Here is a 25,742-nt window from a genome sequence, read left to right on the forward strand (position 1 = left end):
TTGTTGTGAGGTCAGGTCAGAAGGCCGTAGAACATGCGCGCTGCGGTGAGTGCGAGAAACGCCGCGAACACCTGGCGCAGCCGTTTGGCGTCGATCGAGTGCGCGAGTTTCGCACCCCAGCCGGTGGTGGCCAGGGTGGCGGGCACGATGAGCGCGAAGCCCAGCAGGTTCACATAACCCACGCTGAACGGTGGCCGGTTGGGCACGTCCAGCCCGTTGAGGATGAAGGCCAGTGCGCCCGGCACGCTGATCAAGGTGCCCAGCATCGCGCCAGTGCCCACCGCCGTGTGCATGGGCACGCGCAGCGCATTGAGGATGGGCACGCTGAGCGTGCCGCCACCAATGCCCATGAGCGTGGACACGCCGCCGATGCCGCCCCCCAGCAGCATGGTGCCGGCGGTGCCGGGCAGGCCGTCGGCCAGCGCAAAGCCGTCGCGCTTGAAGGCCATGTTCAGCGCCACCAGCAGCGCCACCGTGGCAAACACGGCGGTGAGCACATGGCCGCTGAGAAAACCACTGGCGATCGAGCCGACGATCACGCCCACGACCACGCCAGGCATGAGTTTTTTCAGCAGCGCCGCATCCAGGCTGCCGCGCTTGCGGTGGGCCCGGCTCGACATGATGGAGGTGGGGATGATGGTGGCCAGCGAGGTGCCCACCGTGACGTGCATGCGCACCGACTCGTCGATGCCCAGCAGGGTGAACAGGTGGTAGAGCACCGGCACGATGACGATGCCGCCGCCCACGCCGAGCAGGCCGGCCAGCACGCCCGCCACCAGGCCGGTGGCGAGCAGGGCCGTGGCCAGGCCCAGCAGCCAGAGGGCGCTGTGTTGATTGAAGAAGTCCATGTCGGGTCTACCAGCCGATGGCCTTGGGCAGCCACAGCGCGATCTGCGGGAACAGGAACAGCAGCACGAGCGCGAGGAACTGCAGGCCGATGAAGGGGAGAACGCCCTGGTAGATGTCCTTGATGTTCACCTCGGGTGGCGCCACGCCCTTCAGATAGAACAGCGCCCAGCCGAATGGCGGCGTGAGAAAGCTCGACTGCAGGTTCAGCGTGATGAGCATCGCCAGCCACACCGGGTCCACGCCCAGGTTGATGAGGATGGGCAGGAACAGCGGCACCGCGATGTAGCTGATCTCGATCCACTCGACGAAGAAGCCGAGCACGAAGATGATGAGCATCATGAACCAGATGGCGGTGTTCGTGCCGCCCGGCAGCGCCTCGAACATGCTGGCGATCAAATCTTCACCATGCAGGCCGCGGAACGAGAGCGCGAACACCTGCGCGGTCATGAGGATGAACATCATGATGGCGGTGATCTTGCTGGTGTCCAGCGCCGTGTCTTTCAGCGTCTTCCAGGTGAAGCGGCCCGACAGCGCGGTGATGATCACCGCGCCGACCGCGCCCATGCTCGCGGCTTCGGTGGGCGCCGCGATGCCGCCGACGATGGAGCCCAGCACCGCCACCACCAGCATCACCGGCGGCACCAGCACCTTGAAGAAGCGCACCCACAGCTGGCGGCGCGACACCGCGTCGCGCTCGGCCACCGGAATCGGCGGCATGGTCTCGGGCCTGAGCCAGCCCATGACCACCAGGTAGACGATGTAGACCGCGGCCAGCAGCATGCCCGGGCCCACCGCAGCGGCGAACAGCGTGCCCACCGAGAGCTGCATGATGTCCGAGAGCAGGATCAGGATCAGGCTGGGCGGGATGATCTGGCCCAGCGTGCCGGAGGCACAGATCACGCCGCAGGCCACGCTCTTGTCGTACCCGCGCCGGATCAAGGTGGGCAGGGTCAGCAGGCCCAATGTGATGATGGTCGCGCCCACGATGCCGGTGGTCGCGCCCATGAGCACGCCGAACAGCACGATGCCGATGGCCATGCCGCCTCGAAGGCCACCCGCGATGTGGCCCATCACGTCGAGCAGGTCGTCGGCCAGGCGCGATTTCTCCAGCATCACGCCCATGAACACGAAGAGCGGTATCGCCATCCACTGGTAACCGCTGACGATGCCGTAGAAGCGCGCGGGCAGCAGGTTGAACAGCACCTCGCCAAAGCCCAGCCAGCCGAACACGAAACCGGTGACCGCCAGGCTGATCGCCACCGGGATGCCGATCATCAGCATCACGAAGAAGCCCATCAGCATGAAGATGGCGTAGGTCGACATCTCAAACACGGGCCGACTCCCCACGGTTCAGAGGAGCATCGAGCAAGCGCACCAGGTGCGCGAGCTGCTGCAGCACCAGCAGGCCGTAGCCCAGCGGGATCAGCGACTTCACCAGCCAGCGCAGCGGAATGCCGCCAGGGTCCGGCGAGCCTTCACTGATGGAGCGCGCCTGCTCCACATAGCCGAGCGAGAGCCAGATGAAGCCCAGGCTCACCGCGATCAGCAGCAGCGCCGAGACCACGTCCACCACGCGTTGGGCGGTGGGCGAGTAGCGCGCGTAGAACAGGTCCACGCGCACGTTCTCGCCGCGCTGCAGCGCGTGGCTCATGCCCAGCAGGATGAGGGCGGCCAGCAGGTGCCACTCGAGTTCCTGCGCCCAGACCGAGCCGAAGCTCAAGCTGTAGCGCAGGACCACGTTGGTGGCGACCAGGCCGATCATGACCAGCGCGATCCACGCGGTGAGCGCGCCGATGCGGTCGATGAAACCCTCGATGAGCGCGGCCAGCGGCCGCAAAACCTTGAGCATGGTGCCGGTTCCTTGTTCAGCCGCGAACCTTGAGGTGGTACGCCTCTTCGCTGATCTCGCTCCAGCGGTCGTACTTGGCCTTGAACGCCATGTACGAGTCGTGCACCTTCTTCGTCATCGGGTCCTTGAGGCCGTCGGCCAGCACCTTGTCGGTTTCTGTCTTCAGTGCCTTGATCACGTCGTCGGGCAGCGGGCGCGCGATCACACCCTGGTTCTTGATCAGGTCTTCCATGGCCTCCGAGTTGGCCTTCTGGCACCAGCCTTCGCTGATCGTGTTGCAGGCGGCCGAGGCGTTGCTCACGATGGCCTGCAGGTCTTTCGGCAGCTTGTCCCAGGCAGCCTTGTTGATCAGCAGCTCCGACACGGTGGACGACTCGTGCCAGCCGGTGGTGTAGTAGAACTTGGCGGCCTTGTGCAGGCCCAGGCGGCGGTCCTGGAAGGGGCCGACGAACTCGGCCGCGTCGATCACGCCGCGCTCCAGCGCGGGGAAGATCTCGCCGCCCGGCAGCACCTTCACGTCCACACCGAGGTTGGCGTAGACCTTGCCGGCCAGGCCCGGGATGCGCATCTTCAGACCCTTGAGGTCGGCGACCGTCTTGATCTCCTTCTTGAACCAGCCTGTCATCTGCACGCCGGTGTTGCCGCAGGGCATGGCGACCATGCCGAAGGGCGCGTAGACCTCGTTCCAGAGGTCGATGCCGCCGCCGTCGTACAGCCAGCCGTTCATGCCCTGGAAGTTCATGCCGAAGGGCACGGCGGTGAAGTACTGCGCGGCGGCGGTCTTGCCGGTCCAGAAGTAGGCGTTGGCGTGGTTCATCTCCACCGTGCCGGCGCGGACCGCGTCGAAGCCTTCAAACGCGGGGATCAGTTCACCGGCGCCGAACACCTGGATGTTCAGCCGGCCGTCCGACATCTCGCGGATGCGCTTGGCCAGGTCGGTCGCGCTGCCCGGGCCGTCCATGTAGAAGGGCGAGCCCTTGCCGTAGGCGCTGGTCATCTTCCAGTTGAACTTTGCCGATTGCGCGTTGGCGATGACGGGGGCGCCGAGCACGCTGCCGGCAAGGGCGGCGCGGGTGAGGAACTGGCGGCGGATCAGGGACATGGCGGCACTCCTGTGTAGGGGTTGGGTGGAAAAGGCTGCCGTTTGTAAGGCGACATGCAACCCCTTTCGCAAGCCCCATGCCACGCGCGCACCGCCGCCAAGCCATTGATTTGATTGACTTCTGGCTCCGGTCTGTTGGCATGCTTCCGTATTGGTGCATGGCCGCCGGGGTGGTCGACCGGGTGCCCGTTGCCGAATGTTCAGTGAATCCCGGCCGGCGTGCCGTTTGTCAAGCGATCGCGGCCTGGAAACCGCGCATGGAAGCCGCGCCCACCCTCCGGGCCACCCCGGGCGCACAAACGGTCATGGCGCACGGCGCCGGTGCGCGCGCACCAATCCGGGCGTGTTTACAAACGCGCGCCGCCGCGGCGGTTCTTCACGCGGGTGAGCAGGGTCTTGCAGTCCACCGACAGGATCTCGGGCCGGTTGAAGATGTGGCGCCGCACGAAGGTCTCGAAGGTTTCGGGGCTCTCGGTGAGCGCGTGCACATGCAGGCTTTTCAGGTCGCTCATGATGTAGAGGCTCACCACCTCGGCGCAGTCGGCCAGCTCCTGCGCGATGCGCTCGATGGCCGCCGGCGTGACCACGATGTCGAGGAAGGTCGAGTTCACCTGCCCCAGTTTTTCGGGGTTGATCACCGCGGCGAACAACTCGATCACACCACTGGCCTGCAGCCCCTGCACCTTGGAGCGCGCATGCGCCCGCGAGATGCCGAGCTGGCGCGCGATGTCGGCAAACGAGGCGCGGCCGTCCTTCACCAGGATGTTGAGCAGGGCGGTGTCGAGCTTGCTGAGGCCGATGTCGGCGGCCTGGGTCGGTGGGTTCTGGGTCATGCCACAGCACCAAGCAACTGGCGGGCCAGTGGGCTCAACAGCCCCCGTGAGCGCCATGCCGTCTGTCGCCTGCATGCCCCCGCCGTGCCCCTGCGCTGTTCATCGCCGGTTCACAGGCGTACAACCGGGTCAAGGAAACGGTATGAACAGTATGGTTCGTTTTTTCCAGCTCGTTGGTCTCGCCGTGGCGGGCCTGCTGGCCAGCGCCGCGGCGCTGGCCCAGGGCACTTGTTTGCAAGACCCGGCCCGCGCGCACGAACTGCGTGTGCTCGATGAAATCCAGATCACCGAACTGATGGAGCGCCACGAGGTGGTGGCCGCGCCCCGACGGCTGCACACCATGCTCGCCAGCCTGGTGGCCGCCTCACCCCGGCTGCGCCGTGGCCCGGCCGTGCACCTGCTGGCCTACGAAGATGCGGAGCTCAACGCGTACGCCGCCGACCACGGCATGGTCATCATCACCAGCGCCATGTGGAGCGCAAAAGAAGACCTGTCTGACGACGAACTGGCCGCGGTGATGGCACACGAGCTCGCGCACATCGAGGGGCGCGATTCGCTGGTGGAGGCCTGCGCCAACCTGCAACGCATGGGGCAATCCGAGATGCGATTCGAAGACGCCCGCGACCGCATGGCACTCGAGATGTTCGACCCCCGCTCCAACCTGGCCCGCCAGGCGCGGCAGCAACTGCACGCGCAGGAACACGCCGCCGATGTGCGCGCCATCGAACTGCTGCGCCGCGTGGGCCGCAACCCGCAGGCCATGGTGAGCGTGCTGGCCAAGATCCACGGCACCACACCGTCTGCGCTTAATCTGCTGATGGGCACCACCCACCCGGAGCTGCGCACGCGGCTGGAGAAGGCGCAGGCGGCGGTGGATGCGGCCAGCAAGGCTCGACCCCATCACCCTGCGAAGTGAGCCACCAAGGCCTCACCCCAAGCCCACGGCCCGGTGAGCGTCAGCGTCACGGTGGTCCATTCGCCCTCGGTCTGCACCAGATGGTCGGCATCCCAGGCGCCGCCGTCGTCCAGCGGACCGCGCGGGCCGGGGCTGTGGGTTTCGGCCCAGGCCAGAACAGCCTGCACTTCCTGCATCACCTCAGGTAGCTGCGCAGCCCGCACGCTGGCCATGGCGTCCCAGGTGCCGGTGCCTTCGCCGCCGTCGCTGGCGTCGAAGATCAGATATTGAAGTGTCATAGGTCCAGCGTCGCGCCACGAACGCGAAGCCACTCTTTGCGTTCTCGGTAGTCGGGAAGCACTTTGTCCACTTCGTTCCAGAAGGCGTCGGAATGATCGCGGTGATGCAAATGGCACAGCTCGTGGACGACGATGTAGTCGATCACGGTCAACGGCGCCATCAGGCATTTCCAGTGAAAGTGCAGGCCTCCACTCGGCTGGCAAGCCGCCCAGCGGAAGCCGATGTCTTTCACCTGCACCGCACCCGGTACGACACCCACCCGGGGCGCGAAATGTGCGACGCGGCGCTGCAGCCGTTCCAGCCCTTTGGTTGCATAGAAGGTCTCAAACGCTTCGCGGGCGGCCACGGCACCACCATGCTCCACCAGCGAGCGCAGCAGCAAGAAGCGCCCATCCTTCAGCTTGAGTGGCTCTTCCTGCCCGGTTGTCAACTGCAACTGGTAGCTGCTGCCCAGGTAGAGAAAGGTTTCTCCGTTGACCCATTCGCGCACCACGCCGCTGGCGTTCAGGTCTTTCCACTCGGCGAGGTTGCGGTAGATCCACATGCGCTTGCTCAGCACTGTTTCGTCCACCTGCTCCGGCGCCATGTGGCGTGGTGGCCGGACTGTGATCACACCATCGCGCTCGATCACGATGTCTGTGGTCCGTCGCTCCGCGCCAGGCAGCAAGCGGTACCGGATGTCCTTGACCTGTCGCTGTTGCATCAGGTGTCTCCCTCTCGGCCGGCGCGTATCAGCTCGTCGTGCCGGTTCCTGGCCAGCCGCATGATCTCCACCGCCACCCGCTCGCGGTTGGTTTTCAGTTCCTCAAGCCCGGTCTTCGTAATCGCGGTCTTGATCAGCCCGCGCAGGCGTTTCTGCTTGTCGGGGTTCTGCCAGAAGTCGATGCTGCCGATCGTCTCCTGCAGCAGTTCCACCACCGCCTCCATCAGCGTCTTGAAGCGGGGTTTGTCGGCCTCATCCACCGCGCCGCTGGCAAAACCCACCTGGGCAATGTGTTCGTAAAACGTGGTCGCTTCTCGGCTCAGGCCCTCCTCGCCCTTCTGGCGCCCGGCCACGGCTTCGCCGCGCAGCTCCGCCAGCTTCTCGGCCAGCAGGTCCCACTGGTCCTGGTGCTGCTCGATCAGCGCGTCCACCTTGGCCGACAGGCTTCTGTAGAACGCCGGGTCCTCGTCGTGGTGCACAGTGCAGTGCTTGCGGATGGCGTGCTCCATCTCGCTGGCCTTGGCTTCGTTGTTGCCGCCTGCGTGGGCAGCCAGCTGGGCCATGAAGTCTTCAGCCAGCAACTCTACCGGTTCCACCTTGGGGTTGATGCCCAGGCTGATCAGGTGCTCGTTGATCAGCGCCTTCACCTTCTCGCCCGCATTGCCCAGGTCCAGGCTCTCGTCCTTGTAGCGCTCTTTGGCCACCTGCAGCACATAGCCCATGCGCCGCGCCGGCACCCGGTAGGGCTGCGCTTCGGGCCGCGGCAGCACGATGTCGAGACTCATCAAAAATTTCTTCAGGTACACCTCGAAATCGGCGCGTTGCTTCTCGTCCTTCAGCGCTTTCACCGCTTCATGAACCACCGCTGCGTCGGCGTCCAGGCTGGGCAGGGCGCCGGTCACGAAGGCCTTGAAGTGCTTCACGCCCAGCGCGTCAAAGTGCTGCAGCAGGCGCTGGTAGCGTTCCTCCAGCACCGGCAGTTCGGACGCGATGCTCTTCATCCCGTCCCGCAGTTCCTGCAGCTCGTCGGCGGCGGCGTACAAGCTCAGTGCTTCGGTCAGGTGGTTGGCCAGGCCGATGTAGTCCACGATGTAGCCGCGCTGCTTGCCCCTTTTCACTCGGTTGGTGCGGGCAATGGCCTGCAGCAGCGTGTGCTCGCGCAGCTTCTTGTCGATGTACATCACCTGCTCGATCGGCGCGTCAAAACCCGTCAGCAGCATGTCGCACACGATCAGGAAGGCAATGCCGGTGTTCGCCTTGTCGGGGTCCTCTTGGTCGAAGCTGCGACAGAAGTTGTCCACCGCGTTCATCTGCGCCGCCTGCTTGCGCGCCTGGGTGATGAAGGCCGCCTCGTTCGTGCCGTCCGACGAAATCACCACCGCCGTTTTCAGAAACGTCAGCCGGTCGATCAGCTCCGTATCGGGCGTGGCCTTGGCGCGTTCCGTCGCAAGGCGTTCGGCCAGAGCCGCCGCTATGCCCGCCTGGTACCGAATGCACGCCAGCTTCGAGTGGCACACCACCTGCGCCTTGAAGCCGTTGGGCAGGATGTTGTCCACATAGTGCCGCACGATGTCGCGCGCAATCGCGTCGATGCGGTTCTTCGCTTCCAGGATGTCGCCCGTCGCGCCGTACTTTTTCCTGATCGCAAGCAGCTCCGCCTCGCTGCGCTCGCGAAACAGGTCCTCGAACGCGGTGTCGAATTCGTGCTTCTCGTTCAGTGCGGTGTCCGCCGTCTTGCCTTCGTAGAGGATCTGCAGCGTCGCGCCGTCGTTCACCGAATCCATGATCCGGTACACGTCGATCAGCTCGCCAAAGCGCTTGTGCGTCTTCTTCTCGCCATGACGCTCGGTGATCAGCGGCGTGCCGGTGAAGGCGATGCGCGTGGCGTTGGGGAAGGCCTCGAACAGGTTGTCGCCCAGGTCCGAGCTTTGCGTGCGGTGCGCCTCGTCGATCATCAGTACGATGCGGCTGGACGTGTTCACCACGCCAAAGGTCTTGCCCGCCGGCATCGCCAGGTAGGTGCCCAGTGCCTCGGCCACCGTGTTGCTCAGGGCCTGCTTGTGCTCCTGGAACTTGTGCACCATCACCATGTTGATGTCCGAGCTGTCGCTGGCCAAGTGGTGACGCAAGTCCATGCGGCTCTCGATCACGTTCACCTTGCCGCCGATCAGCGTGGCAGTGTCGGCTAGCTGGTCTTCCAGGTCGGTGCGGTCGTTCACCAGCACGATCTTGTGGTCGCTCAGGTCGCGGCTGGCGCGCAGCATGCGCGCCAGAAACACCATGGTCAGCGACTTGCCCGAGCCCTGCGTGTGCCACACCACACCGCTGCGCTCCATGGTCGTCTGGCCGCTGCGCAGCCGCTCCACCACCTTGTTGGCCGCGCGAAACTGCTGGTAGCGGCACACCACCTTCACGCGCGGGCCACCGTCCGTGTCCATGCACACCGCGCTGGTGCGCAAGATCTGCAGCAGGTTGCCCTTCGTCAGCATGCCCGCCACCAGCTGCTGCTGCGCGTTCATGCCTGACAGCGCCGCATCGTCCTGCGGGTACAGCGTCTTCCAGCCGTAGAAGTGTTCTTCTTCCGAGGTGACCGTGCCGTAGTCCGCCAGCGTGCCGCTGCTGCGCACCACCATCAGGTTGCTGTGGAACAGGCGTGGCTCGCCTTCCTTCAATCCCGCTGCCTCTGTCGCGGCTCGGCGGCGCATGTAGCGCTGCAGTTGCACAAAAGCTTCCTGCATCGGGTTAGCGCAGGTCTCCGAACCCTTCTTGCACTCCACCACCACCAGCGGAATGCCGTTCACGAACAGCACGATGTCCGGGACGATGAGCGGCTTCACACAGCCCGGCGTGTCCACCCGGAACTGGTTGATCGCGTGAAAGCGGTTGTTCTCCGGGGTGTGGAAGTCGATCAGCCGCACCACCGGGTCGGCCTCGCCGGTCAGCTCGTTGCGGTCGGCCTGCGCCTTGAACAGCAGCGCCTGCACCGCCTCGTTGGCCTCCAGCAGCGTGCGGTTGGGGTGGCGCGTGAGCTGCGTGCGCAGCTCGTCCAGCTGCCGGTCGGTCAGCCAGGCCTGGCCGTCGGCCGCGCGGTTGATGGCGCGCACCGCTTCGTCAAACACCCCGGGCAGCAGCGTCTGGCGAAAGTGCTGGCGCAGGCTGGGCGCCGCGTGCTGCGGCACGCCCGCGCCCTGGTCGATCACCGTCCAGCCAAGAGCTGCCAGCTGGTCGAGGAAGGGGCGTTCGACTTCGGAGTATTCACTCACCGGTCGCCCTCCTGCGCCTGCTGTTGCAGCCATTGACGGCCCAAGGCCGTGAGCCGGTAGCCCTGCTTGCTGCTCTGCGGTTTGTCGGGCAGCGTCATTTCCACCAGCTCCGAAGCCAGAGCCGGCAGCAGGTAAGCCTTGCGGAAGTGCTTGGTGTCCTTCAGGCCCAGCGCCTGCTGCAGTTCCTGACGCGACAGCGGCTGGGTCAGGGCCTCCACCACCTGCCGGACTTCCGGGGTGACTTGGGGGGTGACTTGGGGGGTTACTTGGGGGGTTACTTGGGGCGGTCGTGCCGCCGGGTGCACCGGCAGGCGCACCACGAACGACAGTCGGTCCTCGTCCGTTTCGAACACGGGCGGAGGCGAACCGTTGGCCGCCATCACCTTCAATATCTTCGGAATGCCCGTGGCGCGGCCCTCGGTCAGGTCCAGCTCTTTCAGGAACTCGCCAATACGCCGGTTGCGGTATCGCCGGCTCACCGCGCGACCCTGCCGCAAGTCATCCAGCCGGATAGAGCGGTCCGGCCCCGGAAAACTCAGGATGGACAGCTCGTCCGGGGCAATGCGCACCTCGATCGGTTCGTGCTCCTCGTATGAGCGGTGGTACACCGCGTTCACCAGCGCTTCTTCCACCGCCGCGAACGGGAAGTTCCAGGCACGTGTGGCCTCGGCCCTGTCCGGGTGTTTGGTCACCGTCTCGGCCAGGTGGTTGCGCTGGATGTAACCCAAGGCCTCCCGCACCATGCGCGACAGCGGCCCCACAAAGGACTTCTCGATCAGCTGGTCGCCGCCAGCCCCTTCCGGGAACGCCACCACGTCGATGCGCGCGCCGGGAAATACCTTCTCAGGGTGCTCGCTGAAAAACAACAGCCCCACGTTCTTGGGCCAGGGCGATTCGGTCGGCCCGCCCACCACCTGCATCTGCCGTCCCAGCGCCTCCAGCGACAGCCCCGGTGCCTGTTCCGCCAGCGCGCTGCCCACCTCGGTCAGGAAGGCCTGCATCAGCGGCAGCGACAGCTGGTTCAAGCCCACCAACTGGTTGAAGCGATCATCAAACGGCACCTTGGCCGCCAGGCTCTGCAACTCCTGTTCCTGCTCACCTTTGGCCTCCACCGTGCTGCTGTACAGGCGGATGTACGGTCGCAGCACCTTGTGTTTGGCCGTCACCTGCTCCGGCGCCTTGTAGGGCCGGTTCTGCCCGCCCGGTGCCCACAGCACGATCAGATTTCGTTCCTCCACGACCTCCACGCTCAGCACCGGAAAGTAAGGCGGCTGGATCGTGTGGCAAGCTGCCAGCAGCTCGCGCTGGATCTTGTCGAGCTGGTTGTCCTTCAAACCCACCGGCGGAAACACCGGCTGGCCGTTGGCATCGCAGTCCTGCCCGATCACCACATAACCGCCGCCCAGGTTCTGGAAGTCGTTCGCAAACGCGCACAGCGTGCGGATGATCGCGTCCGGGTTCCAGCCCGCCTTGTATTCGATGCGCTCGCCCTCCACCGTGCGCTGGCGCAGCAGGTCGGCAATGTTGATCGGCAGGTGTTGCGTCATGACGAGGAGGGCGGTGAGGGGCAGCTAAGCCCGCAAGGGTTCGTACACGCGAATGTCCCCCGGCAAGTCTGCCGCGCGGCCTCGATTTCGGCTCGCACCGCGGGCCAGCTCAAGCCGCCCAGCCCGGCGCCAAGGGCGGGCAGCGCCACCGACGGCACGCCTTCCGCCAGCAGAAAGCGCCGCAGGTTCTGCAGGCCGCTGCGCACCCACTCCAGCCGCGACGGGTCGCGCCAGTGCTGCTTGGTCGGGAAGTTGACGATCCAGCGCGGCCCGACAAGCGCCTGCGTCTCGGTCACGAACATGCGGCCCGTAACCACCTCGCCGCGCTGGCAGGCCGCTGCGTAGGCCTGGTAGTTGGCAGGGAAGCGGGTCTTAAACGCCTGCGCAATGCCCTTGCCCATCACCCCCACGGTGTTCACCGCGTTGACGAGGGCGTCCACGTCGGCGGCGAGCAGGTCGCCCTGGCAGTAGCTGATCACGCGACGGCCTCGGCGGGTTCGGGTGGGGCGGGCACCGGGACGCGGCCGGTGAGCAGGTCTTGCATGAGCCCGAGTTTTTGGCGCGTTAATTTTTCCAGTGCTGCCTTGGCCGACCGGATCACTTCGACGACAACCAGTGATCGATTCAAGATCAACCGCTGTTCTTCTACGGAAGGGAGAAGCACCGGAAATTTGTTTATTGACGTTGCGTTGAGTTTGGCCATGCTGCTTGAGGTTCCAACGGCCAAGGCAGTCAAACGGCTCCGCGTCTCAGGGAGCAAAAGTTGGGCTTCAAGAAAGTGCTTATCCATGGTTTGACGCAAGGAAAGACGCATCATCAGATCGGGATAGATCGTGGGCGAATCGAGGCCTGGAAACACTCCGCACAGTCCAACAAGTTCTGGCGTGTTCGCTCGGCTGATCAAGAGGTCGCCCACTTCAAGTTGGGCCTCGCGCAGCGTTGCTGCCGCCTTCGGTGCGTTCTTCAGTTGCCTGGCCTCGAAGCCATCCTTGGTCAGACAACCCAAGCCGAGCACGTAAAAGCCTTCCCACGTGTCGCTCTCACGAGGGGAGTAGCCATTCTTTGGAGAACTGCTCAAGCATTCGTGCAGCGCGACAACTTGCCAGTCGCGCGGAATCCACCCCAGCGCCGTTTCCTGATACAGCTCCGGCGCCTCGCTGCGGGGCGGGCGGAGTTGGCCGTTGGGCAGCGCGCCGCGGGTGAACAGGTCGTGCATCAGGCCGGCCTTGATCTGCTGGTGCTTGGCGATCAGGGCTTCGGTTTTTTCGATGGCGGTGTCGATGGTTTGAAGAACGCGGGCGATGGTTCTCTGAACAGCCAGCGGCGGAACGGGAATTTGAAAAGTGGCGAGAGCACGGTTCGGGAGCCCGTATCGGGTGGAGCCAGTCGCACGTTGCCCGAAGTACTGTGCAGCTCGTGACGTACCCAGCTGTTTGCAGAGAAAAACTGGATCAACCAGCTCCTGTTTGGTCTTCAGCAGCGCAAGGTGGTAGCCACAGACGACATCGTCAAATTGATCCATGATGACGGCAGGGATGCCGATGTCATCGGGCGTTTCGGAGTCCTTTGTGAGAACAACGTCGCCAGCGGTCACAGAGAAACGGGCAATCTCCGATGCGCTCGCGGTTGCCTCCATGAACTCAATGTCTGACCGGATGTAGTCGTTCGAGTAGGCGTCCATGTAGTTGCACAGACGTACGGGCTTTTCCCCTGCAACCGACTTTTTGTCGACGTTGCTGATCCGGATGTCAGCCAGTTCGCTGAGCGCGCGCGTCGTCCAATCACGCATACCCTAGCTCCCCCAAAAACCGCTGCAGCTCCGCCGCCGCCGCGTCCCGCTCAGCCTCGATCTGCCGCGCCGTCACCGCGTACTTGCGCCACAGGTTGTCGATGGCGGCCACGCAGGCGCGCTGGTCGGCGCGCAGGTATTGCTGGTAGCTCTCCAGCAGCACCTTGCCCAGGCTTTCCACGATGATCACGCGGGCCTCGTCGGCGCCGATCTTTGCGCGGGCCTGGGCCACCAGCGCGTCGCGGTTTAGCGTGGTGCTTTTGATCAGCACTTTCAGGGCTTTGGCTTCGTCTTCCAGCTGCTTGTGGCGGGTCAGTTGCGCTTCGATGCGGTCGGCCTCGCGCTGCAGTTGCGCCGGGTCGCCCAAAGCCGGGTCGCGTTTGGCGAGCTTGAGCTGACCCTTGGTTTCCTTCAGGCTGGTCTTGAGGGCTTTCACGTCGTCGGCGGGCAGCACGCCGGTGTCGTCTGTGTCTTCAAAGTCTTCTTCGCTGGCGGCGGCGAACAGGGCCTGCAGCTCGGCCAGGCGGGCGTGTTGCTGTTCCAGCTCGGCCAGCACCTGCGGAAACTGGCTTTGCAGAATGTCCTGGTCCGGGATCAGCTCGGCGCCCCAGCCGCTGGCGGCGATGGACTTGAAGTCGGCCGCGAGCTGCTGCATGTAGTTGGCAAACGCGCCGCGCACCTGGAAGCGGCTGAGCAGGGTTTGCTGCGCGTCGGGGCCGGTGAAGCTGCGCTCGATGCTGGCCAGCAGCGTGGCGCGCAGGGCGTAGACGTTGTTGGGCTTGGCCGCCTGGTTGGCGGGGTCGGGCGCCAGGGCTTCCACCAGCGGCAGGTGTTGCTGCCACCAGGCTTGCAGCGCGTGCATGAAGGCCTGTTGCCGGGCCTGCACGCCGGGGTGTTGTTTGACGAGTTCGGCGATGGCGCGTTGTTCGGCCAGGGCGGGGCTCAAGTCGGCGTAGGTTCCTTCTGCCCGTTGCAAAAAACAGCTTTCCCGCAGGCCTTCGTAGTTGCGCCAGAAGTGGGCCAGGGCGTCGACTTCGGCCACGGGCACGCCGCCGTGCAGGTGGGCGCGCACGTCGTGTGGCTCGGGCGGCGGGGCGTTGTCCACGTAGCGGCGGATGTTGCAGTTGTAGTCCTCGGCCTTGATGTCCGCCACCGAGACCAGCTCTGCGTAGTTGTCGATCTTCTTGCCCGCACGGTAGGCGTGCACGATCTTGTCGATGTCTTCGGGGCGCAGATGGTTCTGGGCCTTGCCTTCGCGGTATTCGCGGTCGGCATTGATGAAGAGCACTTGCTGCCGCTGGGCAGCACCGGCCTTGTTGAGCACCAGGATGCAGGCCGGGATGCCGGTGCCATAGAACAAATTGCTGGGTAAGCCGATGACGGCTTCGAGCTGTCCATGGTCGATGAAGTGTTTTCGGGCTTCGCGCTCTTCACCACCGCGGAACAACACGCCGTGCGGCATCACGGTGGCCAGCCGCCCGTCGGCCTTGAGCACGGCGAGCATGTGCTGCACGAACATCAGGTCGGCTTTCTTGCCTTTCTCGGGCATCCACACCGGAAAGCGGCCTGGGAAGACCATGTCTTTCTTGATGTAGTTCTGGCTGAACGGAGGATTCGCGAGCACGCGGTCGAAGCGTTTGAGCTCGTTCTGGTTGGTCTTGTGCTGCGGCTCGCGCAGGGTGTCTTGCTGGCGGATGTCGGCGTGTGAAATGCCGTGCAGCAGCATGTTCATCTTGCAGATGGACCAGGTGGTGCCCATCTTTTCCTGGCCGTTGAGCGAGAGCTCCGCGGGATTGCCCCCGCATTCACGCAGGTAGTCGCGCGCCTGGATGAGCATGCCGCCCGAACCCACCGTCGGGTCGTACACGCTCATGCCTTCCCGCGGGTCGCAGATTTCCACGCAGATGCGCACCACCTCGGCCGGGGTGTAGAACTCGCCGGCCTTCTTGCCGGCGGAGTCGGCGAAGAATTTGATGAGCCACTCGTAGGCCGCGCCGAGCAAGTCGGGGAATTCAAAGTCTTCGTCGCGCAGCGGAATCTTGTCGAAGTTCTGGATGAAGTCGACCAGGGTGTCGTCGTCCAGCGTGGTCTGGCCGATCTTGCGGTTGAAGTTGATGGTGCCCTTGAGCACGTCCTGCAGGGCGTCGGCGTTTTCGTCCTCCAGGGCCTCCAGCGCCTTGTTGAGCATGGAGCCCACGTTTTCCTTGACGTGCTTGAGCGCCGGGTGGTGCGTGGCCTGCAGTGCGCCGTGTTTGTCCACCGCGTATTCGGCCCAGGGCGTGTTCCAGCGGGCGCGCTTGGGCACGAAAAAGTATTTGCCGGAGTACTGGTCGGCGTCTTCGAGCAGCTGGAGGATGTCGGCCTCGGGCAACTGGGCGGCCTGGGCCTCTTTGCGAATCTCGGCCTGGCGCTGGTCGAACAGGTCGCTGGCGCGCTTGAGGAACAGGATGCCGAAGATGTATTCCTTGTACTCGCTGGCGTCCATGTTGCCGCGCAGCGCGTCGCAGGCGGTCATCAACAGGCTTTCGAGGCGGGCGAGCGTGAGTTTGGCTTGGGGCATGCGAGCTTTGTGGGAACAGGAAAACGCCGGCCTGGGGCGGGCCGGCGTGTGGGTTGCATGTTACCCAAAGGGGCCATGAAAAACGGCGCCCGAAGGCGCCGCTCTTTATGTGAATGCGGAGATCAGGCTGCCTTCACCTTCAAGCGCCACGCATGCAGCAGCGGCTCGGTGTAGCCACTCGGCTGTGCCTTGCCCTTGAACACCAGGTCCAGCGCGGCCTGGTAGGCCATGCTGGTCTTGAAGTTGCCGGCCATCTTCTTGTAGAGCGGGTCGCCCGCGTTCTGGCCGTCCACCACGGCGGCCATGCGCTCGAAGGTCTTGGTCACCTGCGCTTCGGTCACCACGCCGTGGTGCAGCCAGTTGGCAATGTGCTGGCTGCTGATGCGCAGCGTGGCGCGGTCTTCCATCAGGCCCACGTTGTGGATGTCGGGCACCTTGGAGCAGCCCACGCCCTGGTCGACCCAGCGCACCACGTAGCCCAGGATGCCCTGCACGTTGTTGTCCAGCTCCTGCTGTTTCTCGGCCTCGCTCCAGGTGGGCGTGGCCGTCACGGGGATGGTGAGCAGGCCGGTGAGCAGCACGTCGCGTTCCTTGTTGGCGTCGATCTTCTCCAGCTCTTTCTGCACGTCGCTCACCAGCACCTGGTGGTAGTGCAGGCTGTGCAGCGTGGCGCCGGTGGGGCTGGGCACCCAGGCGGTGTTGGCGCCGGCCTTGGGGTGGCCGATCTTCTGCTTGAGCATCTCGGCCATCAGGTCGGGCATGGCCCACATGCCTTTGCCGATCTGCGCCTTGCCGCGCAGGCCGCACGAGAGGCCCACCAGCACGTTGTTGCGCTCGTAGCTCTGGATCCAGGCGCTGGTCTTCATGTCGCCCTTGCGCACCATGGGGCCGGCCAGCATGGCGCTGTGCATCTCGTCGCCGGTGCGGTCCAGGAATCCGGTGTTGATGAAGGCCACGCGGCTGGAGGCCGCGGCAATGCAGGCCTTGAGGTTCACAGACGTGCGGCGCTCCTCGTCCATGATGCCGAGCTTCACCGTGCTCTCGGGCAGGCCGAGCAGCTTTTCTACGCGGCCGAAGAGTTCGGCGGCAAACGCCACCTCGGCCGGGCCGTGCATCTTGGGCTTGACGATGTAGACCGAGCCCTTGCGCGAGTTGCGGATGGCGTCTTTCTTCGTGCGCTTGAGGTCGTGCAGGGCGATGGTGGTGGTGACCACCGCGTCCATGATGCCTTCGGGAATCTCTTGGCCTTCAGCGCCCCAGAGGATGGCCGGGTTGGTCATGAGGTGGCCCACGTTGCGCAGGAACATGAGCGAGCGGCCATGCAGGCGCACCGCGCTCTTCTTGCCGTTGGGCGCGGTGTATTCGCGGTCGGCGTTGAGCCCACGCGTGAACGTGGTGCCGCCCTTGCTCACCGACTCGGTCAGCGTGGCCTGCAGGATGCCGAGCCAGTTGCTGTAGGCCAGCACCTTGTCTTCAGCGTCCACCGCGGCAATGGAGTCTTCGAGGTCGAGGATGGTGGAGAGCGCGGCCTCCAGCACCAGGTCGCTCACGCCGGCCGCGTCCGTCTTGCCGATGGGCGTGTTGCGGTCGATCTGAATGTCGAGGTGCAGGCCGTTGTGCTTGAGCAGCACCGAGCTGGGTGTCTTGGCTTCACCCTGGTAGCCCACCAGCTGCGACTTGTCGGCCAGCTTGCTGGTGCCGCCGTCGGCCAGACCCACCACCAGCTCACCGTCCTTGTTGATCTTGTAGCCGGTGGAGCCCACGTGCGAGCCCTTCTTCAGCGGCGCGGTGCGGTCCAGCACATGGCGCGCGTATTCAATGACCTTGGCGCCGCGCTTGGGGTTGTAGCCACCCTTCTTGCCGACTTTCTCGCAACCCTTGTCTTCCGAGATCACGTCGGTGCCGTAGAGCGCGTCGTACAGCGAGCCCCAGCGCGCGTTGGCCGCGTTCAGCGCATAGCGCGCATTCAGGATCGGCACCACCAGCTGTGGTCCGGCCTGCACCGCCAGCTCGTCGTCCACGTTCTTCGTGGTGGCCTTCACCTTCTTGGGCTGCGGCACGAGGTAGCCAATGCCTTCCAGGAAAGAGCGGTAAGCCGCCATGTCGGCGATCGGGCCGGGGTGGGCCGCGTGCCAGGTGTCCAGCTCGGTCTGCAGGCGGTCGCGCTCGGCGAGCAGCGCGGCGTTCTTGGGGGCCAGGTCGGCCACGATGGCGTCAAAGCCCGCCCAGAAGGCGGACTCGCTCACGCCGGTGCCGGGCAAGACTTTCTGGTTGATGAAGTCGGCCAGGACGGTGGCGACTTGAAGGCCGTGGATGGAAGTGCGTTGTGTCATGGGTGCTCCCGCAGAAGTGAGTCAGTGAAAGAGAAAGAAAAAAGGAATCAGTCGAACAGCGCCAGCACATCGCGCAGGTTGTTTCCCTGGTGGCGGGGCTGGGTGCCCAGCTCCTCGAACGGCAGGTTCATGCGGTTCACCCACAGTGTCTGGTAGCCAAACCAGGTGGCGGCCAGCGCGTCCCAGGCATTGCTGCTCACAAAGGCGATCTGCGCTCGTGGCAAACCGGTGGCCTGCTCGCCCAGCGCGTAGGCGTCGGGGTGGGTCTTGTATTTGCGGATCGGGTCCACGCTGATCACGTGGTCGAGCAGGCCTTCCAGCCCGGCACTGCGCACCGCAATGCCCAACATCTCGGGGTCGCCGTTGGACAGGATGCCGGTGACCACACCCCGATCGCGAAGCGCCTGCAACACCTCCCGGTTTTCCGGAAAGGCGGAGAGGTGGCGGTATTGGTTCATGAGCCGCGCTGCGCGCTCTTCGAAAGCGGGCCAGTCGCTGCGCGCCTCGGGCGCGATGGTCTTGATGGCGTAGGCCAGTGCGTTCTGCGTGAGCGTCCAGAACGGCTGGTAGTGCGCGCCGTGGTTGCTGGTGGTCACCAGCCGGGTGTATTCGATCTGCTTGTCGCGCCACAGCGTGGCCAGGCGAGCGCCCTGGCCGGGGAACAGCTGCTCGGCGAGCAGGCCCACGCTGTAGACGTCGAAGAGCGTGCCGTAGGCGTCGAAGAGGACTGCGCGGGGTTTTTGCATAAGGAGACTTTATTCCATACCCACATTGCCATTGATTTCAATATTTGAGAGTTATCTATGACTTGGATGTGGGTAATGCATGTCAGATCCGCGCCGCTGAGCGTTGCCGAGGCGCGCTCAGCTTGTTGTAACAATATGCTGAGTCCCAACCGCCTTTCGGTTGCTCCAGCGTTTCTCTTGCCCTTTACCGAGGCCTCTTCTGAAAGAAGATCGTTTCCCCACTGCCTCGCAGGCGTTCCTCCTCGTGCTGGCCTTGTTGCTGGTGGAGTATTTGGTCAGCGCTGCGATCCATGACTCGCGCCATGTGCTTGGCATTGCCCCAGACGAACGTGATGCGTTCGTGATGCTGCTGGGAAATGCAGTGATCTTCGTTGTGCTCATGCATGCAAAGGACATGTCGTACCGCGATCTTCTCCACCCCTCTTCATCCTCGATCGCATCCACGGCGGTGCTCATCGTTCCTCTGGTGGCCTTGCTCATGCCGGCGCTGCTGCTGATCGCCGGGGCAACGACGGAGTTGTTGGAGAGCCTTTTGCCTTTGTCACGCTGGGAGGAACAGGCGTTCGATCGCATGATGAGTGGCAGCCTTCCCGCCATCGTGGCCACCTGCTTGCTGGCCCCGGTGCTGGAAGAGATGCTCTTTCGCGGCATCATTCTTCGTGCATTTCTGCTTCAGTATCCGCGCTGGGCAGCCATATGGAGCTCGGCCCTGATCTTCGGCTTCGCTCACATGAACGTCTACCAGTTCGTCGTGGCCTCCATGATTGGCGTGTTGTTGGGTTGGCTCTACGAGAGAACGCGCTCGCTGATTCCATGCATTGCATTGCATGGGCTTTACAACGCCGCGGCAACTGTGTCGAGCGCTACAGCACGCGCCGGAGACGTCGCTTTCGGGGCGAACGCCGAAGAGTGGGTGCTTGCAGGTATGGCCGCTACCGCCAGTATGGCGATGCTTCTGCGTCTCCTGCGACCGAGCCGTGCCTCACGTCGCGATGACGCCAGCGCGCCCTGATGTCCAGCCCCAAAAATGCCCTCACCACTTCCGAACAGGTTCAGACGTGGTTTCTGCGAGCGAATCGAGGCGGACGAACGCAATTAGCGGTCCCAGCGGCCCAAATCCCATCGCGAGGATGGCCCACATCCAGCCAGAACGTTGCAGACGGGACGCCGTTCGCCAAATCAGACCACAGCACACCACTTGAAGGCACAGGGCAACGAGCCAAAGCACAACCACGAGCCATGGACTGCTTGCGGGGGTAAAAACCAGCCCGAGCATGCACAGAGCGGGAAGGAAGCACAGCTTGCGAAGGTGCTCAAGTTCGCGCTTGCACGCGGCGTCCGCATTGATTGAATCGGTCATGAGTTTCTCCTTGATGGGGGCTTGGGATGGGGTGGAGTGCGTCGCAGACGGATGCACATGTCGTTGGCGATGGCGTCGTTGGTCCAAGAATCAACCAGCATCAGATGCACTGCGGGCTTTGAGCTGGGCATGATGCGGAACTGTTTGACCTATTGCAGATCGCGACGTGCTTCAGGAAAGCGCTCAATGATCCATTGGACCAACTGCTCCGGCGTCTTCATGACGATTGTTTTGTCGTCTGACGAAATTGTGATTGAGGCATTACTTCTCAATCTTTCCTTCATCAACCTTAACGCTGAAGTCAACCAATTCATTGCGGAACTGGAGTGCTCGTCATAGGCCATTTCCAAGTGCCTAAGCTGGTTGCCGTTCAAAGTGCCTTCGACAATCAAAAATTTGATGTTGGCAATTTCATTCACATCTGGCCACTGTCAATTTATTGGTGAGTGCTATAAAGCCAGCGGCCCGTCGATAATAATGATCCAGCCGCGATCGGAAGCTGCACGCCTGAGCCGCTGCAGCAAATCTTGCAACTGATATTCTGCAATTGGAGTGGTTGAGTTGTCCCAGCATGTACTCGTTGGCAGAGTCAAATAGAACTTTGACTCCAGAGTCCATTCTCCTTCAAAGGAGATCGTATGTTTGCTGTCTTCGATCCAAGTAATGGACCATGGTGTGGATTTGGTGATCATTGAGAACGATCGCTCAAGCAGGTGTTGTGATTAGGCGGATTGGCCGCCGTACCAGTGAATAACGCGCTGGCTGCGTCTAGATTGAACAATTGAAGTTGCCGCATCTGCGCAAGACTGCTCATGTGCTCGCTATGCTTTCGCTCGATAGCCTAAAAATTCATCGAGCAAGCGCAGATTTTTCTCGACAGCCTCTGTGCTTGATTCAATGCTGAATCGTGTTGAGTTCTCATAGTCCCAGAAGATTGCAGGGGTGAAGTAGTGCGGGCCAATAGCCAAGGCGATTCCCCCAATGGCGATGCCTCTATCGCTTCCAATGCTGTAGCTAAATATATGCTTTCTATCCAAAAGGCAGTGCTCTTCATGCCAATCAAGCTCACCTTTTTTATCAACTCTGAAGCAATAGAGAGGCCTGCCTCCGTTGACTTCGTAGAATAAAGTGATTGTTTTTCTTAGAAGATCTCTTCCGTCAATATCATTCTTGATCATCATGGTTTATTGCTCCAATATATTTGTTTTAGAAAGTCAGATTTTTTCTGCTTCGCAAAAACTCGTCAAGCAAATGCAAATTTTTTCTAACCGCATCATCGCTTGCATCCGTTGAAAACTTCTGACTCTGCTCATGGGTGCAGAAGTTTTCTGGTGAAAAGTAATGTGGGCCAATTGCGAACTGTACTCCCCCAATTGAGGAGGACCTGTCTTCGCCTATTCCATAACGTGCAACATGTTTCCTGTCAATCAAAAAGTGGACAGTGAAGAGCCCTTGCTCCTCTGATTCCCAGAATATCGTTACAGGCGTGCTCTGTTTTTCATAGTGCTTCAGAATTGTTTGCCGTAACCCGTTTCGTCCATTGATGTCATTTTTTAACTGCACGATAGGATCCTCCAGGTTGTTCAGTTCGTTGATAGTCGTCTTCAGTCTGCACCGATGACATGTACTATGAAACTGGGTGTTCATCGATAACATCGATCGGCGTCGTTTGAGAGTTGCGCTCTCAAGTTCGCTTGCAGAGTTAAACAGAACTTGAGCTCCAAAATCCATTCGCTGGTAAATGTGGCGGTATGATTTTTGTCTTCAGTCCAAGTAATAGGCTAAGTAGTGGCTTGTGCAATCATTTGTTGGTGAGGCGATGTCGAGCTGCCTTTTTAATTCAGATTGCATTGTTCAGTCTGTTGTATTCGAGCTCATATGGCTGGCTGTTACTAAATATTGAATCCATTTCATTTGTAAGAAAGCCTATTTGGTTCGCGATGCTTGGCTTGCCGTAATCTTTGTCAGTTAAATTGGATGCGGCCTTCATTAGAATCCATAGTGCATACCCTTGACGGGGGTCCTATTTTAGGGTTCATGACTGAAAGTGTTATGGCATTGGACGAATATCTTTCGCATTCCATTGTGAGGAGCCAGTCATTTTCTAGTTGCCACTCGGCAATGAGATCATCTGCATGTTGAGATGCAATGGCAAGATTGTTCTCTTTGAGTAATCGAATAATTTTCTCGAAGATTGGTTGGTAATTTTGAGCGATCCCGGTGTTCGGAAGGGATGTTTGTATGGAGGCTATTTGTTTGCCATGCATTTTAAGTATCTTTGCCTCATTTCGTGTGGCATTGGATGCACTAAAGTGGAAGGGTCCAACGATTCGAAAATTGCTCTATCTTTGATGGATTTGATTCCGTTTGATCCAAGTATTGGAAGCAGCATGTCCAACGCCTTCAAGAAAAAGTACAAATTATGTATTTTCTCTGTTCCCGATGACAAAAATACAGCACTTCCTTCATTCTCCGAAAACTGTGTATTACGGACTGCTTCAATGGATTGCCAGCCAAGCGTGAAGGAAATGTGCATCACCGATCCATCGTGCATTATGAGAGAGGCTGCGGTGTCGCCGAATATGATCTGAAGACAGTTTTCATTCAAGCCGTCAATTACTTCAATGCATAGCGGGGAGCGAAAAATGAGTAAGGAGTAGTCCTCTTCATCTTCTAGCAATTCTGCATTAAATTTGTGTTTCTCGAGGAACTCCACGACGAATGACAAGTCTTTGATTTGAAGAACATTCTTGCTTGATATCATTTAAGCCACTCCTTCAGGTTTGCCCACTGTTGATTGCTTATGTTGCTCGGCTTGTAGTTATTGCGGATGAGATGATCGAGTTCTCGCGCATACATTCCTTTCAGCTGCCCCGAAGAGGTAATTACATCACTTCTGTGGAACGGGATGCTTGCCAGTGCAATATCGTCTCCGCGGTTAATAGCTTCATCCAAGAATGGCCGATTGATTTTTTCAAAGAATTGACCATCCGCGGCTTTCTCCACCTCTTTGCTAACGTTGAGAACGTTGAAGCCACCCGGTCGTGCGCCAAAATCTTCGGATTTAGGCGCGTGCAACTGGCCATTGATGACGCTTTTCATGTCGGTTTGCCACCGACCCAGCACCGTGGTCGTTTTGTGCGGATTGGCCGGAATGACTCCTGCAGACGTTTGTAGCCCAACGGGTGAGCTCGAGGCACCCTCCGCCCAAAAGTTGTTGTCTATCCTGGCTTGGTCTTTCGCTTTGGCTTCAGCCTCGGCAACAGCCTTGGTCACCTGCGCTCGCTTGACAGCATCGATCGTGACCTTCACTCCGCCAGTCGTTACGGCTGTCATCCCGCTGCCCAGCGTGATCAAGTCCACCAATGCCTCGCCTCTGACACTCGGGTCCGGGCTGTTGAGTCTGGCGTTGAGGTCTGCTGGCAGGTTGGCGATGGCGTTGACGTTGTCGATCAGCGTCTGAGCCAAGCCGTTCTCTGCAATGGCTTGTACGGTCATTGCAATGCCGCCGACAGCACCCACCAGCATCCCTGGGGGCGAGATTTTGAGCAGACCCTTGCCCGCGCCGTGGAGGAAGGGGTTGTCTACCGCCTGCTGGTACTTGAATGCCTGGCTTTGAACGCTTGCACGTTCTGCCGTATCGACCAGATTGCCGAACTGGCCCGTGTAGCTCTTTGATGCGAACTGGATTGCCGCAGTCCAGCTCTGGCAGGCGGCGCTTGCGGGGCTTTGGCACGCTTGATCGATTTGCTGGTCGCGCCAGACATCGAGCCGATTGAGATGATTGATCTCGGCCTGCATTTGCTGACGGCAGGCTGCGTCGTTGCATGCGAGCAGATCACCTTGCAATTTCAGACGTCTACTGGCTTCAGCGTGCGTCAGAAAGTTGTTCTGTACCTCGTTAAATGCTGTGGTAGCGCCTGAGATGCCTCCAGCGCCGGCACCCAAGGCGGTGCTCGCTGCGGCCGTGATCACATCCTTCAAGGGGCCTTCAATGCCTGCCTCTTGCAGTGCATTGGCCACCGCGGGCGCAGTGAGCGTGCCGGCGGCTGCGCCGGTTGCACCCGCCGCGCCGCCCGTCAAGGCGCCGATGGTGGTGTGAGCCAGCAAACGAAGGGTGCCGCTGTCGCCCCAGTTCGCTTCCAGCTGCTCGGCCTGAGCGATCAGCTCGGTCCTTCTGTCCGGATCGGATTCGCCGTTGGCCTGCTCGCGTAAATCGCCAGCCTGTTTCAGTTGGGTGGTGGCGTAGTCGCCAACAGCCTTGCTGGCTTGCTTGCCGAACTCGGCCGTGATGGCGATCTGCGCGTTGACTTCATCCTTGACGCGTTCCCTGTTGAAGATCGGCGCGATGCCGCGCTCGGCATCTCCCGTTCGCGCGCCTTGGTCTCCCGCGATGCCCGAGATCGCCGATGCTGTGACCGACGAAGCTGAACCCTTGTCCGAGCCAATACCCGCACTGCCTCCTGGGCCTGTGGGCGCCGCGGCTGACTTCTTTTCTTCCGCAGTCCTGGCCGTGCTCTGGTCACCCACCTTGGCGCTGAGGGCGACGTTGACCGAGTAGCCATCGGCCTCGTACACGGCGTGGTTCTGAATGTCGAAGAGTTCGCTGCCGCCCCGGCTGTCGAACCGGTTGGCACCGGCATCCACCGCCGCCTGCGTGCTGGTGATCGCGCCGCCCACCAGCGTGGTCTTGCCCTGGGTGCTCACGTCAAATCCGCCGTCGCCTGCGCGGATAACGCTTTGTTCCCTCACGCTGGCATAGCTGCTGTCGATCTTGGTCTTGCCCACACCGCCGCTGATGCTGGAGGCGCCGTAGCACAGGGGCGGGATGCACAGGCTCACGCCGGCGCTGGCGCTCTCGTTTTGCTCGCTGTAGGTGGCGCGGTCCTGCAGGCTTTCGATGAGCAGGTCGCCGCCGATGCGCGCCTGTACCGTGGGTGCAGCCACCACGGCGCCGCGCAGCGTGGTGTCCGCGCCTGATTCAAGCTCCACCCGCTGCCCGGCCTGAACTCGGGTGCTGGCATGGATGGTCTCTTCGCCCGTGCCCTGACCCTTGCTTCTGCTGGCGCCGGCGTTGAAGCTGATGCCGGTCTGCGTCCCGCCCAGGTTGAAACCAATACCGACGCTGCCGTTTTTGCTGCTCTGGCTGTTCGTCTCACGGGTGGTCTGGGTGGCGGCGCGGTGCCCACGGCATCCGTTCGACTGTTGTGGGTGCGGGTCTCAAGGCTGGAGGAGCCGAGCAGGCCACTGCTCTTGGCGTGAACCCCGTGGTCGATCTGGTAACTCGATTCACCAGCGGTCAACGCGATGTCGCGCTCGGCCTGCACCGCCAATGCGCCCTGAGCCTGCACGCTGGCCGCGCGTGCGCTGATGTCCTGCCCGGCCTGCAGGGTGATGCTTGTGCCCTGGATCCGGGTGCCGACTTCTGCGCTTTGCTGCACGCGCGCGAAGTTGCGGGCATCGCGCGTGGCGTCCAGGTGTCGGGCGGTGTTGACGGTGGCCAGATTCAGATCGCGCCCGGCGTCCACCTGGATGCTGTCGGCCTGCAGCGCTGCCGCCGTCAGGTGCACATCGCGCCCCGCGCTGGCCAGCAGCACGCCGGCCGGGCCCGAG

At 62.1% G+C, this 25,742-nt stretch carries 22 protein-coding genes and 2 pseudogenes; 2 read left to right on the forward strand and 22 right to left on the reverse strand.

Annotated features, from left to right (window positions below; genetic code table 11):
• Nucleotides 1-11: 11 nt before the first annotated feature.
• From V6M63_RS19580 to V6M63_RS19600, 5 genes are all read right to left on the reverse strand, one after another.
• Nucleotides 12-848, reverse strand: coding sequence for a sulfite exporter TauE/SafE family protein (locus V6M63_RS19580; protein WP_332744602.1), 837 nt, complete (start codon nucleotides 846-848; stop codon nucleotides 12-14).
• A 7-nt stretch (nucleotides 849-855) separates the two neighbouring features.
• Nucleotides 856-2,172 carry a TRAP transporter large permease gene (locus V6M63_RS19585; RefSeq protein WP_332744641.1) on the reverse strand — a complete coding sequence of 439 codons (1,317 nt, stop codon included), beginning with the start codon at nucleotides 2,170-2,172 and terminating at the stop codon, nucleotides 856-858.
• Between the two features lies 1 nt (nucleotide 2,173).
• Complete coding sequence (locus V6M63_RS19590) at nucleotides 2,174-2,698, reverse strand: TRAP transporter small permease subunit (RefSeq protein WP_332744604.1); 525 nt, start codon at nucleotides 2,696-2,698, stop codon at nucleotides 2,174-2,176.
• A 16-nt stretch (nucleotides 2,699-2,714) separates the two neighbouring features.
• The gene (locus tag V6M63_RS19595; RefSeq protein ID WP_332744606.1) at nucleotides 2,715-3,800 is read right to left on the reverse strand and encodes a TRAP transporter substrate-binding protein; all 1,086 of its coding nucleotides are present in this window, start codon (nucleotides 3,798-3,800) and stop codon (nucleotides 2,715-2,717) included.
• A gap of 347 nt (nucleotides 3,801-4,147) precedes the next feature.
• Nucleotides 4,148-4,633 carry an Lrp/AsnC family transcriptional regulator gene (locus tag V6M63_RS19600; RefSeq protein WP_332744608.1) on the reverse strand — a complete coding sequence of 162 codons (486 nt, stop codon included), beginning with the start codon at nucleotides 4,631-4,633 and terminating at the stop codon, nucleotides 4,148-4,150.
• 142 nt (nucleotides 4,634-4,775) lie between these two features.
• Here V6M63_RS19600 and V6M63_RS19605 point away from each other — a divergent pair, with 142 nt between their 5' ends.
• Entirely contained in the window at nucleotides 4,776-5,549 is a 774-nt protein-coding gene (locus V6M63_RS19605) for a M48 family metalloprotease (protein WP_332744610.1), read from the forward strand.
• On the opposite strand, the gene V6M63_RS19610 is transcribed toward V6M63_RS19605, so the two are convergent.
• The 9 genes from V6M63_RS19610 to V6M63_RS19650 all read right to left on the reverse strand — a co-directional run bounded on the left by V6M63_RS19610 (nucleotide 5,534) and on the right by V6M63_RS19650 (nucleotide 18,769).
• On the reverse strand, nucleotides 5,534-5,827 hold the full coding sequence (locus tag V6M63_RS19610; protein ID WP_332744612.1) for a hypothetical protein: 294 nt from the start codon (nucleotides 5,825-5,827) through the stop codon (nucleotides 5,534-5,536). The two genes, V6M63_RS19605 and V6M63_RS19610, sit on opposite strands and share 16 nt — an antisense overlap.
• Complete coding sequence (locus tag V6M63_RS19615; protein WP_332744614.1) at nucleotides 5,824-6,459, reverse strand: M48 family metallopeptidase; 636 nt, start codon at nucleotides 6,457-6,459, stop codon at nucleotides 5,824-5,826. The genes V6M63_RS19610 and V6M63_RS19615 overlap by 4 nt, the downstream gene beginning before the upstream one ends.
• 71 nt (nucleotides 6,460-6,530) lie before the next feature.
• Nucleotides 6,531-9,794, reverse strand: coding sequence for a type I restriction endonuclease subunit R (locus V6M63_RS19620; RefSeq protein ID WP_332744616.1), 3,264 nt, complete (start codon nucleotides 9,792-9,794; stop codon nucleotides 6,531-6,533).
• The gene (locus V6M63_RS19625; protein WP_332744618.1) at nucleotides 9,791-11,341 is read right to left on the reverse strand and encodes a Fic family protein; all 1,551 of its coding nucleotides are present in this window, start codon (nucleotides 11,339-11,341) and stop codon (nucleotides 9,791-9,793) included. The genes V6M63_RS19620 and V6M63_RS19625 overlap by 4 nt, the downstream gene beginning before the upstream one ends.
• Complete coding sequence (locus tag V6M63_RS19630; RefSeq protein ID WP_332744620.1) at nucleotides 11,338-11,820, reverse strand: macro domain-containing protein; 483 nt, start codon at nucleotides 11,818-11,820, stop codon at nucleotides 11,338-11,340. Before V6M63_RS19630 ends, V6M63_RS19625 begins: the two co-directional genes overlap by 4 nt.
• Nucleotides 11,817-13,130 (reverse strand): restriction endonuclease subunit S, encoded by a 1,314-nt coding sequence (locus V6M63_RS19635; protein ID WP_332744622.1) that lies wholly within the window; start codon nucleotides 13,128-13,130, stop codon nucleotides 11,817-11,819. Before V6M63_RS19635 ends, V6M63_RS19630 begins: the two co-directional genes overlap by 4 nt.
• Nucleotides 13,123-15,690, reverse strand: a complete 2,568-nt coding sequence (locus tag V6M63_RS19640; RefSeq protein ID WP_332744624.1) for a type I restriction-modification system subunit M — start codon at nucleotides 15,688-15,690, stop codon at nucleotides 13,123-13,125. The genes V6M63_RS19635 and V6M63_RS19640 overlap by 8 nt, the downstream gene beginning before the upstream one ends.
• Before the next feature lie 122 nt (nucleotides 15,691-15,812).
• A complete protein-coding gene (locus V6M63_RS19645) occupies nucleotides 15,813-18,023 on the reverse strand; it encodes a malate synthase G (RefSeq protein ID WP_332744626.1) in 2,211 nt (736 codons plus the stop codon).
• A 47-nt stretch (nucleotides 18,024-18,070) separates the two neighbouring features.
• A complete protein-coding gene (locus V6M63_RS19650) occupies nucleotides 18,071-18,769 on the reverse strand; it encodes a haloacid dehalogenase type II (protein WP_332744628.1) in 699 nt (232 codons plus the stop codon).
• Nucleotides 18,770-19,013: 244 nt separating this feature from the next.
• On the opposite strand from V6M63_RS19650, the gene V6M63_RS19655 reads away from it, so the two are divergent.
• Complete coding sequence (locus V6M63_RS19655) at nucleotides 19,014-19,781, forward strand: CPBP family intramembrane glutamic endopeptidase (RefSeq protein ID WP_332744630.1); 768 nt, start codon at nucleotides 19,014-19,016, stop codon at nucleotides 19,779-19,781.
• Between the two features lie 21 nt (nucleotides 19,782-19,802).
• On the opposite strand, the gene V6M63_RS19660 is transcribed toward V6M63_RS19655, so the two are convergent.
• From V6M63_RS19660 to V6M63_RS24590, 8 genes and pseudogenes are all read right to left on the reverse strand, one after another.
• Complete coding sequence (locus V6M63_RS19660) at nucleotides 19,803-20,129, reverse strand: hypothetical protein (RefSeq protein WP_332744632.1); 327 nt, start codon at nucleotides 20,127-20,129, stop codon at nucleotides 19,803-19,805.
• Nucleotides 20,130-20,278: 149 nt separating this feature from the next.
• A complete protein-coding gene (locus tag V6M63_RS19665) occupies nucleotides 20,279-20,548 on the reverse strand; it encodes a hypothetical protein (protein ID WP_332744633.1) in 270 nt (89 codons plus the stop codon).
• A gap of 30 nt (nucleotides 20,549-20,578) precedes the next feature.
• Nucleotides 20,579-20,821, reverse strand: coding sequence for a hypothetical protein (locus tag V6M63_RS19670; protein WP_332744636.1), 243 nt, complete (start codon nucleotides 20,819-20,821; stop codon nucleotides 20,579-20,581).
• A gap of 129 nt (nucleotides 20,822-20,950) precedes the next feature.
• Nucleotides 20,951-21,310 carry a hypothetical protein gene (locus tag V6M63_RS19675; protein WP_332744637.1) on the reverse strand — a complete coding sequence of 120 codons (360 nt, stop codon included), beginning with the start codon at nucleotides 21,308-21,310 and terminating at the stop codon, nucleotides 20,951-20,953.
• 1,067 nt (nucleotides 21,311-22,377) lie between these two features.
• Complete coding sequence (locus tag V6M63_RS19680) at nucleotides 22,378-22,893, reverse strand: hypothetical protein (protein ID WP_332744638.1); 516 nt, start codon at nucleotides 22,891-22,893, stop codon at nucleotides 22,378-22,380.
• The gene (locus V6M63_RS19685) at nucleotides 22,890-24,971 is read right to left on the reverse strand and encodes a DUF6862 domain-containing protein (RefSeq protein WP_332744643.1); all 2,082 of its coding nucleotides are present in this window, start codon (nucleotides 24,969-24,971) and stop codon (nucleotides 22,890-22,892) included. The genes V6M63_RS19680 and V6M63_RS19685 overlap by 4 nt, the downstream gene beginning before the upstream one ends.
• A gap of 24 nt (nucleotides 24,972-24,995) precedes the next feature.
• A pseudogene (locus V6M63_RS19690) lies at nucleotides 24,996-25,250 on the reverse strand (hemagglutinin repeat-containing protein); the annotation flags it as partial.
• Between the two features lie 191 nt (nucleotides 25,251-25,441).
• Nucleotides 25,442-25,726 (reverse strand): annotated as a pseudogene (locus V6M63_RS24590) (hemagglutinin repeat-containing protein); the annotation flags it as partial.
• Nucleotides 25,727-25,742 lie beyond the last annotated feature (16 nt).

Origin of the sequence: Hydrogenophaga sp. (assembly GCF_036675665.1) — a bacterium.
Taxonomy (GTDB): Bacteria; Pseudomonadota; Gammaproteobacteria; order Burkholderiales; family Burkholderiaceae_C; genus Hydrogenophaga.

Bases quoted from the DNA above. Each gene is read 5' to 3' on its own strand.
- V6M63_RS19680 (WP_332744638.1), bottom strand. From the start codon at position 22,893: ATGATATCAAGCAAGAATGTTCTTCAAATCAAAGACTTGTCATTCGTC.
- V6M63_RS19650 (WP_332744628.1), bottom strand. From the start codon at position 18,769: ATGCAAAAACCCCGCGCAGTCCTCTTCGACGCCTACGGCACGCTCTTC.
- V6M63_RS19635 (WP_332744622.1), bottom strand. From the start codon at position 13,130: ATGCGTGATTGGACGACGCGCGCGCTCAGCGAACTGGCTGACATCCGG.
- V6M63_RS19605 (WP_332744610.1), top strand. From the start codon at position 4,776: ATGAACAGTATGGTTCGTTTTTTCCAGCTCGTTGGTCTCGCCGTGGCG.
- V6M63_RS19600 (WP_332744608.1), bottom strand. From the start codon at position 4,633: ATGACCCAGAACCCACCGACCCAGGCCGCCGACATCGGCCTCAGCAAG.
- V6M63_RS19580 (WP_332744602.1), bottom strand. From the start codon at position 848: ATGGACTTCTTCAATCAACACAGCGCCCTCTGGCTGCTGGGCCTGGCC.
- V6M63_RS19660 (WP_332744632.1), bottom strand. From the start codon at position 20,129: ATGACCGATTCAATCAATGCGGACGCCGCGTGCAAGCGCGAACTTGAG.
- V6M63_RS19625 (WP_332744618.1), bottom strand. From the start codon at position 11,341: ATGACGCAACACCTGCCGATCAACATTGCCGACCTGCTGCGCCAGCGC.
- V6M63_RS19585 (WP_332744641.1), bottom strand. From the start codon at position 2,172: ATGTCGACCTACGCCATCTTCATGCTGATGGGCTTCTTCGTGATGCTG.
- V6M63_RS19645 (WP_332744626.1), bottom strand. From the start codon at position 18,023: ATGACACAACGCACTTCCATCCACGGCCTTCAAGTCGCCACCGTCCTG.
- V6M63_RS19670 (WP_332744636.1), bottom strand. From the start codon at position 20,821: ATGATCACCAAATCCACACCATGGTCCATTACTTGGATCGAAGACAGC.
- V6M63_RS19595 (WP_332744606.1), bottom strand. From the start codon at position 3,800: ATGTCCCTGATCCGCCGCCAGTTCCTCACCCGCGCCGCCCTTGCCGGC.
- V6M63_RS19590 (WP_332744604.1), bottom strand. From the start codon at position 2,698: ATGCTCAAGGTTTTGCGGCCGCTGGCCGCGCTCATCGAGGGTTTCATC.
- V6M63_RS19610 (WP_332744612.1), bottom strand. From the start codon at position 5,827: ATGACACTTCAATATCTGATCTTCGACGCCAGCGACGGCGGCGAAGGC.
- V6M63_RS19640 (WP_332744624.1), bottom strand. From the start codon at position 15,690: ATGCCCCAAGCCAAACTCACGCTCGCCCGCCTCGAAAGCCTGTTGATG.
- V6M63_RS19675 (WP_332744637.1), bottom strand. From the start codon at position 21,310: ATGATGATCAAGAATGATATTGACGGAAGAGATCTTCTAAGAAAAACA.